The 9560-nt window shown below is 63.2% G+C and carries 10 protein-coding genes; 2 read left to right on the forward strand and 8 right to left on the reverse strand.

Annotated features, from left to right (window positions below; translation table 11 throughout):
• The 4 genes from VGD20_RS04555 to VGD20_RS04570 all read right to left on the reverse strand — a co-directional run.
• On the reverse strand, positions 1–586 hold a 586-nt coding region (locus VGD20_RS04555), incomplete at its 3' end, for an anti-sigma factor (RefSeq protein WP_331133311.1).
• Entirely contained in the window at positions 567–1109 is a 543-nt protein-coding gene (locus VGD20_RS04560) for a sigma-70 family RNA polymerase sigma factor (RefSeq protein ID WP_331133312.1), read from the reverse strand. The genes VGD20_RS04555 and VGD20_RS04560, both read right to left, overlap by 20 nt.
• Positions 1106–2341 (reverse strand): glycosyltransferase family 1 protein, encoded by a 1236-nt coding sequence (locus tag VGD20_RS04565; protein ID WP_331133313.1) that lies wholly within the window; start codon positions 2339–2341, stop codon positions 1106–1108. Before VGD20_RS04565 ends, VGD20_RS04560 begins: the two co-directional genes overlap by 4 nt.
• Before the next feature lie 189 nt (positions 2342–2530).
• The gene (locus VGD20_RS04570; protein ID WP_331133314.1) at positions 2531–3598 is read right to left on the reverse strand and encodes a citrate synthase/methylcitrate synthase; all 1068 of its coding nucleotides are present in this window, start codon (positions 3596–3598) and stop codon (positions 2531–2533) included.
• A gap of 78 nt (positions 3599–3676) precedes the next feature.
• Between VGD20_RS04570 and VGD20_RS04575 the strand changes: the two genes are divergently transcribed.
• On the forward strand, positions 3677–4789 hold the full coding sequence (locus VGD20_RS04575; RefSeq protein WP_331133315.1) for a citrate synthase: 1113 nt from the start codon (positions 3677–3679) through the stop codon (positions 4787–4789).
• Between the two features lie 68 nt (positions 4790–4857).
• Positions 4858–5643 carry a TetR/AcrR family transcriptional regulator gene (locus VGD20_RS04580; protein ID WP_331133316.1) on the forward strand — a complete coding sequence of 262 codons (786 nt, stop codon included), beginning with the start codon at positions 4858–4860 and terminating at the stop codon, positions 5641–5643.
• Positions 5644–5685: 42 nt separating this feature from the next.
• Here VGD20_RS04580 and VGD20_RS04585 read toward each other — a convergent pair whose 3' ends face one another.
• Genes VGD20_RS04585 through VGD20_RS04600 form a run of 4 tightly spaced genes read right to left on the reverse strand, consistent with a single transcriptional unit; the run spans position 5686 to position 9382 of the window.
• Entirely contained in the window at positions 5686–6690 is a 1005-nt protein-coding gene (locus VGD20_RS04585; protein ID WP_331133317.1) for a sterol desaturase family protein, read from the reverse strand.
• Positions 6683–7090, reverse strand: a complete 408-nt coding sequence (locus VGD20_RS04590; RefSeq protein WP_331133318.1) for a hypothetical protein — start codon at positions 7088–7090, stop codon at positions 6683–6685. Before VGD20_RS04590 ends, VGD20_RS04585 begins: the two co-directional genes overlap by 8 nt.
• 40 nt (positions 7091–7130) lie before the next feature.
• On the reverse strand, positions 7131–7982 hold the full coding sequence (locus VGD20_RS04595) for a ceramidase domain-containing protein (RefSeq protein WP_331133319.1): 852 nt from the start codon (positions 7980–7982) through the stop codon (positions 7131–7133).
• Between the two features lie 44 nt (positions 7983–8026).
• Entirely contained in the window at positions 8027–9382 is a 1356-nt protein-coding gene (locus VGD20_RS04600) for a cytochrome P450 (protein WP_331133320.1), read from the reverse strand.
• Positions 9383–9560 lie beyond the last annotated feature (178 nt).

Genomic DNA, 9560 nt, shown 5'->3' on the forward strand with positions numbered 1-9560 from the left:
GCCGTTCGGGCGCCCCTTCGCGTCCGCGCTTGGCAAAGAGCGACAGTTGGTCGCCTTCGCCGGTCATGTGCGCCATCACCAGCGCCGGCCCGCGTTCGGTCGGGAACAGCTGCACGTCGGTGACCTTCCAGTCGGCCGGGACTTGCGGGACCGAAATTCTGGTCGCGCGCCGGATTTCGCGCGCATCGAACTTTGGCGCCTCGAGTTGGGAGGCCATGTCGGCGCGCATGCCCGCCACCACATGCGACGTCAGCGCATCCTCGACGTAACCGGGCGGCCCCTGGAATATCACCAGCAGCGCCGCCGCGATCCCGGTTGCCGATAATCCCGCCGCCGGCGCCCAACGCCGCCAGCGCGAGCCCGCTGCGGACGAACCACCCCGCATGGCTTCGCGCAATCCGGGCGATAGCGGATCGCTGTCATGCGCGAGCAGTTGCAGCGCACTCCGCGTGCCCAGATCGCCCAACACGCGCGCGGCGAGATCGGGATGCTGGCGCAGATAATCCTCGACGGCAAAGCGTCCCTCGGTATCGAGCTGCCCGTCGACATAGGCGTCGATTTCCTGATCACTCGGTGTGGCTGCCATCCCGTCCTCCCACGATACGCAGCGCCGGTTCGGCTTGCTGCTCGTCCTGTTGCCTCAATGCCGCGCGCGCCCGCGCTATTCGCGACATGATCGTTCCCACCGGCACGCCGAGCACGTCGGCGCACTCCTGATAACTCAAACCCTCGATTGCCGTCAGGTGAAGCACGGCGCGGTGATATTCGGGCAGCGCGGCGAAGCTTCGCGCAATCTCGCCGAGCCGCGCATGATGCTCCTGCGAAGCATCGGAATGCGCGACCTGCGTCTCGGCGAAGCGGTCGTTGCGACGCGCCTCCGCTGCCGCGCGCCGCGTTCCCGAAATAAAGACATTGTGAACGATAGCGAGCAGCCAGCGCCGACGGTCGCGACCCTCCTGATAGGTGGCCTGACGCTCGATCGCGCGAACGAGTGCGTCCTGCACCACATCGTCGGCGTCATCGCGATCGCGTGCCAGCGACCGCGCATAGCGGCGCATCGCCACTACATCGTCGGCAAGGCCGCCGGTTTTTCTCCAACGGATCTTCATGCCGCGCATTGTCGGTCGAGCGCCGCATAAGGCAAGGCCGCATCTCGCCCCGCCAGCCGCTCATAAATGCGCACCACGTCGGTCAGTACCGCATGCCAGCGATAGTGGTCCGCGGTCTCGGCCGCGGCTTTTCCAAGCAGGTGGCGACGCACGGGCTGTTCGATCAACGACGCGACGGCGGCGGCATAGGCGCCGGGATCGAGCGGCGACACGAGCAGTCCCGTGCGGCCATGCTCGATGAGGGCCGAGGCGCTGTCGACATTGGCCGACACGACCGCGAGTCCCGACGCCATCGCCTCCAGATTGACGTTTCCGAACGCCTCGGTGATGCTGGGATTGATCAGGATATCAGCGCTTGCGATGGCTTCGCCGAGTGCCGCGCCGTCGAGGAAGCCGAGGAAAGTCACGTTGGGAAGCCGCCGCGCGAGCCAGTCGCGTGCCGGCCCCTCGCCGATCACGATCGGGCGAACCATGTGGCCGCGCTCGCGCAACCGTGCGATCGTCTCGGCAAAGACGCCAAGCCCCTTTTCGAGGACGAGGCGGCCGAAGAATAGCGGAACCAAATCCCCCGTCGCATAGCCCATACGCTGCCGGAAAGCCTGGCTGCGCCGTGCCGGGCCGAACATCGTGCGGTCCACCCCGCGCGACCATATCGACACATTCTCGGCGCCGAATTGCGCCGCCAGTTCGTCGCGGATCAGCGGCGTCGGCGCCAGAATATGATCGGCATCACCGTAAAAGCGCGCAAGATAGCGATCGACGGGGCCGCGCAACAGGCCGAGGCGATAATAGTCGAGATAGGTCTCGAAACGCGTGTGCAGGCTCGCCACCACGGGAATAGCGGCTGCGCGCGCGTAGTTCTGCGCCTGCCGACCAAGGATATCGGGTGCCGACAGATGGATGACGTCTGGGGCGAACGCTTGCAGATTCCCGAGTGCAGCGCGGGTGAGGCCGAGCGCAAGACGGTATTCGGGGCGGCCGGGAATGCACGCGGACCGCACCGGGACGATATCGCCAACCGATGCGAACGCCTTTTGCGGCGCGACCGGCGAGTAGATACGCACCTCTGCACCTGCCTGATCGAGCAGGAAAGCAACCAACCGGTTCAGCGCGCGGTTGGCGCCATCGCGCACACAGTCGTAATTTCCCGAAAACAGGGCGACGCGCAGCGGCTCGGTCTGCGGCCGACACAGGGAGGCCAAAGGAGGAAGGGTGGAGAAAGCCTTGGTCATGCAGCGCATACGCGTGCCGCATTGAACTTATTCCCTCCGCTGCGGGATAGCGCAGCATCTGCGACCGCTTGTGCTGCGGCGCTGTTGCCGTTGACCGCTGCGATCGAAGCGCTGAGCGAACCGTCACGATCTCTATATCAACCCGGCACCGCTGATCGTCGGTCGCCAGGATAAAGCGAGGAATTACCTTCAGGCTGCGTTCTTCGCCAAGGGCTCGACATAGCGGGACGCGGGCCGGATCAGCCTGCCGGTCAGCGCCTGTTCGCGGGCATGCGCCAGCCAGCCCGCGACGCGGCCCATGGCAAAAACAGCAGTGAACACCTCCCTCGGGAAACCCGCCGCCTCGAGCAGCAATGCCGTATAGAATTCGACATTGGTTTCGAGCACACGGCCAGGTTTGCGGCGATGAAGCGCTTCGAGCGCAGCCTGTTCGACGCTCTCGGCGAAGCGCAGCCTTGCATCGACACCCCCGAACGACCGAAGCGCGGCCTTGAGCGCGTCGGCGCGCGGATCGCGCGTGCGATAGATGCGATGGCCAAAGCCCATCAACCGCTCGCCGTCGTCGAGCGCGCGTTCGATCCAGAGCGCGCTGTCGCCCTCCTCCGCGATGGCGTCGAGCATGTCGATGACCGGACCGGGTGCTCCGCCATGCAGCGGGCCCTTGAGTGCACCGAGCCCTGCAAGAACCGAGGAGGTCAGCCCCGCCTGGGTGGAAGCGACCACGCGCGCGGCGAAGGTCGAGGCGTTGAGGCCATGGTCGCTCACGGTAACGAGATAGGTGTCGAGTGCTTTTGCGCCGCCCGATCGGCCCGACATGCGGATCACGTCGTCGGCGTGGCCCGAACCGGTCGCAGGCGCGATGGGTTCACCGCCCTGCTGAAGCCGGATCAGGGCGGGAAGAAGCACCGCCGGGGCCGCGAGCAGGCGCAGCGCGTCGGGCAGCGCCGTGCCGTCGGGCAGCATCGCCATCGCGGCGCGCATGCCATCATAGGCGGGCAGTTTCGACATTGGCGCGAGCAGCTTCAGCGTCCTTTCGAACACATCGACGCGCGCTGCACCCAACTTTGCGGCGAATTCGGCGGCGTCGGGCAAATCGTCGAAGAAGCCGGTGAACAGGAGATGCGCGGTCTGTTCGAACGTCCAGCGCCCCGCCAACGCCGAAAGCGGATGTCCGCGGATGATCAGTTCTCCTTCGGCCCCGCGCACATCCGACAGGATCGTTTCGGCCGCCACGACATCCTCAAGACCATTGTTCATGTCACTCGCTCCTTGACTGGCGAAGAGCGAGATGATCCCTTCGACATCCCGAATCAATCTTGATCAAGTGAATCAATCATGCGTGAATGGATGACCCGCGAAGAGGTCCTGGCGAAGCTCGGCGTCCGGTCCCAGACACTCTATGCCTATGTCAGCCGGGGTCGGATCGAGAGGCGAGCCGATCCCGCTGATCCGCGGTGCAGCCTCTATCGCGGCGACGATATTCTCGCATTGGCCGACCGGCGCGCCCGCGGGCGCCGCCAGACATCGGTCGCGGCGAGTACGCTGGCATGGGGCGAACCCGTGATCCCCACTGCCATTGCGACGGTCAGCCACGGCGAATTAATCTATCGCGGCCAACCCGCGACCGCCCTCGCCGCGCGCATGCGGCTGGAGGAGGTCGCGGCGTTGCTGTGGGAGCAGCCGGATGCTGTCGTCTTTCCGGAGGTCCCCAGCGGCGGCGATCCGTTTCGCGCACTCGCGGCGCTCGCCGGAACCGCGCGCTCGCTCCTTGGCAGGCCGGCCGCGAAGCTGGTGAACGAAGGCGCGATATGTGTTGCGACCATGGCATCGGCGTTCGGCGCCGCCGGGACAGGCTCGATCCATAAGCGGCTTTCCGCGGCGTGGAACCTCGACACCGCAGGTGAGGAGCTGATCCGGCAGACGCTGATCCTGCTCGCCGATCATGAGCTCAACCCGTCGACGTTCGCGGTGCGCGTCGCGGCTTCGACGGGCGCCGGAATGCCCGCCTGCGTCCTTGCCGGGCTGGCGACCCTGTCGGGGCCGAAACATGGCGGCGCCGGCGCGGCGCTGGAATCATTCCTCGCCGAGGCGATCAATATGGGTGCCGATGCCGCGATCGAACGCTGGCTTGCGACCGGACGCGGACTGCCCGGATTTGGCCACCCCCTCTATCCCTACGGCGACCCGCGAGCGCGCGCCTTGCTGGCGCATATCGAGCCGGACGACGAGCTTGTCACGCTGCGGGACGCGGTCGGGGATATGCTTGAACTGCCGCCCAACATCGATTTCGCGCTGCTTGCGATCGCGCGGCGGCACAGCTTGCCACCGCGATCAGGTTTCGGCCTGTTTGCCATCGCCCGAACGGTCGGCTGGGTGGCGCATGTCATGGAGCAGGCCTCGGCCGGTACGATCATCCGGCCCCGCGCGCGATATACGGGCACGAACTGAGAGACTTGTCGAACTAATGATCGAATAGCGGGCCGGAGGCCTGGAGATGAATTATTGCATAGTTTGCAATGACACTTCCCTTAGTCGCCCAAATCTTGCACGGTCGGCGACCGGAACCGCTTGAGCCCGCGATCAAGGAGGATCAGTTCCGCGTTCATCAGCCAACCGGCCGGTGGTCGCAGGAAATCGATCTATTAGGAAAAGAATTGAATAAGATTTCCAAAGCACATAGTATACACAAGAAGAGATCGGTCCGACAGCCCAAGCAGGATCGAGCTATTTATACACGCCAACATCTTTTGAATGTCGCCGGGCATCTTCTTTCAGAAGTTGGCCTGGAAGATATTTCTACAAACATGATATGCGCGAGAGCCGAGGTAAGCCCGCCCACGCTCTATAGATATTTCAATGACAAGCATGCCGTAATCGAGGCCCTGGCCATGCGCCTGATGGAAAAGCAGAATGAACTGCTCTTCGGGTGGCTCGATAAATATGCCTCGCAAGGTATCGAGTGCCTCCTGGACAATCTCGAAGAAATTCTTCGTGAAACGGCATATGCGACCGCGTCCGAACCAGGCGGCGCCTGGATTGCGCGTGCACTTCATGCGTCGCCTAAACTGATACATATTCGCGTAGAGTCACATCGCCTCGTGACCAATGTCCAGGCGGAAGCCTTGCGCAACTTGATGCCCGACCTGCCCGAGAAGGAACTTTGGCACCGTATCCGGCTGATGATCGAGCTCGGATATGCGGCGCTTCAAATGATAGAAGAAGAAGACCGGATATCCGGAGATGAAGTCTTCGCGAAGACCGCCCGGATTCTGAGATTCATTCTGCTCGACGACTCTCGATGACGCGCAGTCCGGAAGGAAAGGCAAGCGTCCGGCGTTGAAGATTCAGGTTGCCGGGCGCTGCCTACCGGCGCGGCCCGGTGCGGTCGTTTCGACCGCAACGGCCCTGACAGGCGCCGGCATCCGTTGTCCCATGGCAGGATCGTCGCGCAATGGTTCATCGGCGTGAATTCGGGTTGCCCAGCGCGCGAAGATGGCCTCGCTCGTATCGCGCGAACCGTCATGGCTCCAGCCGGGCGGGGCCACCAGATAGGCAATCTTGTTTTTCAGCCCCGGCGCGTCCCATGCATCCTTGGCCATTGCGATCCATTCATGAAACGCCGCCCACAGGAGGTTGAAGCTGCCCAGATTCCGAACGATGCCGTAGCGGGGGACCTCGTCATCCAATTCGTTTGCAAAAGTCCCGAACAGCCGGTCCCATATGATGAATACCCCGGCGTAGTTCTTGTCGAGATAGCGCGGATTGGTCGCGTGATGGACACGATGGTGCGACGGCGTATTCATAATATATTCGAACCACGACGGCATGCGACGCACCGACTCGGCGTGGATCCAGAATTGATAGACCGTGTTGAGTCCACCCACGAAAACCAGCATCGCGGGCGGAAACCCCATCAGGAACAGCGGCAGGAAAAAGACAAAGCCGAGGCTGATCAACCCGGTCCAGCTCTGACGCAACGCGGTCGAAAGATTATAATGCTGGCTGCTATGGTGGATCACATGGCTCGCCCACATCCAGCGAATGCGGTGCGATGCGCGGTGGGCAAAATAAAAGGCCAGGTCATAGAGCAGGAACGCAAGCAACCAGGCCCACCAGCTATACGGAATGACGAAGGGCGTATGTTGCTGGCCCCACAGCCCGAGCGCCACGACCGCACCGCTTGTCAATGCTCCGGCCACCAAACTGCCCAGCCCGAGCGCCAGCGATGTCCATGTATCCTTGACGTTGTAGCGCGCGCGGTCTTGCAAACGGGCAAGCACCATGTCGGTCAGCACCATCCCGATGAAGACGGGAACCGCATAGGCAATAGGATCGGGCAGATCAGGCACCGCACTTCTCCTCCATTCGGCGGATTTTATCGGCCCATGACCTGCCCTGATCGCCCAGATCGAGTACGACCTCACCGAACATATTCTCGCCGGAGGACAGAATAAGCTTCTGCCGGTCCAGGCGACAGGAAACAGGCGGTCCGATCAGACGCGCCACGAAATGATTACCATGCCGCCGGATTATCATCAGGCGGTCATCCTGCCCAAGCAACAGCGCAGCGATACCATCTTGCGAGATCGCAATATCGACCGGCTGAAATCCGAAATGCGCCTCGTGAGCGAGACGGCGCGCATGCTCCGGGTCCGCGATATGCGGTTCGATGCCAAGTCCGAGCCAGCGTGCGGTCAGCGTCATCACGACGATGGCGACCAGCGCCCCGGAAAGCAGCATCCAGTTCACGGCCTGGCCCTGCCTCCGCTACGGCCCAGTCCCCGGACGGTCACGCCGGCCCCACCGGCACGGCATTTTCCCTTCGCCAGTACAGATACATCATGACCGCCGTGACGCCCGCCAATATGTGCCACAGCAGGCCATGCGGCTGGAACCAGCTGAAGGGATTGCACAATGGTCCGCCGGTTTGCGACAGCGTCCAGAATATCGTCGCAAGCGCGATCGCAACGATTCCTGCGATCCAGTAGCGCCGCGCGCGGCGATCGACGAGGAAACCCGCAAAACCGAATTCGAGCATGAAATAGACCATAACGGTTATGACGATCAGGATGACCGAATCCACGCCGGCAGCAGCCACGGTGGCAAATGCTGCGCAGGTCAGCGGATAGCCGATCCAGAAAATCCTGCGGCGGGTTGCATTGCCGGCATCGATGCGTGCCAGCCCCCGGTCGAGGGTGTAGAAGATCAGGTAGACCGTAAAGGTATACATGGACAGGCCGTCGATCCACGAGACGTCACGCGCAATCGAACCATGCATCCACATGCTCCCGAGGCCCAGGAACAATACGACAAAAACATAGAGATCGGCGATCGGGTTCGCCGAGGATATGACATTGGGCGCGACCGGCCCGCGGCGGTCCCGGGCCATCTGCCAGGCGACGAACAGGCTGGTACCGATCGCATAGAGGTTGGACCAGCTATTGACCGGCTGACGTACTCCCTTCGCTCCCGCGAGAACGTCGGCAAGGTTGAAATGCTCGCAGTAGCAGCCATGGGAGACGCACCGATCGGGCGTCGTCGGCCAGCCGATTCCATATGCGAAAAACAGGAATGCCCCCAACACGACGATCAGGCTCAGCCCCCAGACCATCAGGCTGCGCGGGATCGCGTTCCCGGTCATGGCACGATCCGGCCCCGGTTGACTTTGGGGGTCGACCTGGCGGGTCAAACGGGGCTCACGAACAACGGCATCCCGCCCCTCGGCCGCAAGGTCACGCTGCCCACGGGATCGGGTGTAAAGCCTGCAGGCAGGGCGAAGCGCCGCGCGCTCAGCCACTGCGCCATAATGAGCAGCGCTTCCATCGTCGCGAAGCGCGCGCCGACGCATACGCGCGGCCCGCCTCCGAAGGGAAGATATTGAAACCGGTGCAACCCCGCGCGATGCTCGGGCGCGAAGCGGCGATGGTCAAAGCGATCGGGATCGTCCCATAGTGCGCGATGCCGGTGAATGATCCATGGCCAGATCGAAACGAGGTCGCCCTTGGCGATCGGCGTCCCCGCGAGTTCGTCGGGCGCCTCGGCTTCGCGATCGAACCGCGGCGCCGGCGGATAGAGCCGCATCGTTTCTTCGAAAATCTGCTTCAGCAGTGTCAGCCGCTCAAATCGTTCGGCGGCCGGATACGCCATCGCCGCCACCGCCTCGTCCCGCGCCTCTTCCTGAAGTTCGGGCTGGGCGGCGAGGCAGTACATCGTCCACGCCAAGGCGTTTGCGGTGGTCTCGTGCCCTGCGACATAGAAAGTGATCGCATTGTCAGCCGCAAGGGTCGCGGCCTGTTCGGGAGCATATTGTTCGCCCAGCGCCCGGATCAGGCCACCGAAAAAATCATCGCCGCCACCGTCGGGGCCGCGGTCGCGGACGACCTCGGTCAGCGTTTTCCGCAGCCAGTCGCGCGACCTGCGCGCGCGCCGCATGGTCGCGCTCGGATCCCAATCCTGCAAGCCGAGCAGCGTCATGAAACGCGCCTGCCCGGCCGCCGCCAGCATCTGGCCGATATAGTACGCCGCCTGGGGGTCGACCAGCCTGGAGTCCCCCGCGAACAGGCTGTGGGCGATGATCGCCATCGTCGCGTCGGTCGCCTCGGCGGCAATGTCGATGCGTGCATTCCCCTTTGGCCATTTTGCCATATTGTCGATCGTGCAACGCACCATCGTCTCGGCCATATTGGCGACCGCGGCAGGCGCGAAGGTCGGCGCAACGATCCGCCGCTGCGTTCGCCAATCTTCTCCCTCGGCGCTGAGCAACCCGTTGCCGACCAGCGGCGAAAGCAGGCGCTGCGCCAGCCGCGGGCGCAGATAATTGGCTTTATTGGTCAGCAATACCCGTTCCACCGCAGGCGGATTCATCAAGATATGCACCTTGATACCCAGAATCCTGCGCGTGCGAATTGCGACGTCGAAAGCGGGCTCGGCAATGCCATAGACCGTATTGCGCAGCCGTTCGCCGTAAAAACCGCGCCATGCGGGCATCCAGTCCGCCGACCGGGGTGGCTGAACGGGGATGAAAGGCGATAAGCTAGCCATGACTATTTCTTATAGCAGATTTGCTGTATTGAAAAGAGGAGTTGAGCCACCCCGCGACCGAATCGACCTCTCTCGTGCCGCCGGATGCTTCCGGCCTTTCGAAGAGACATGTATGCGGAAGCGAAAATGTGGAGACGGTATAGTGGAAGATGGTTTCACATGGCGTTCCCGCCGTGCG

The organism is Sphingopyxis sp. (genome assembly GCF_036402335.1).
GTDB lineage: Bacteria > Pseudomonadota > Alphaproteobacteria > Sphingomonadales > Sphingomonadaceae > Sphingopyxis.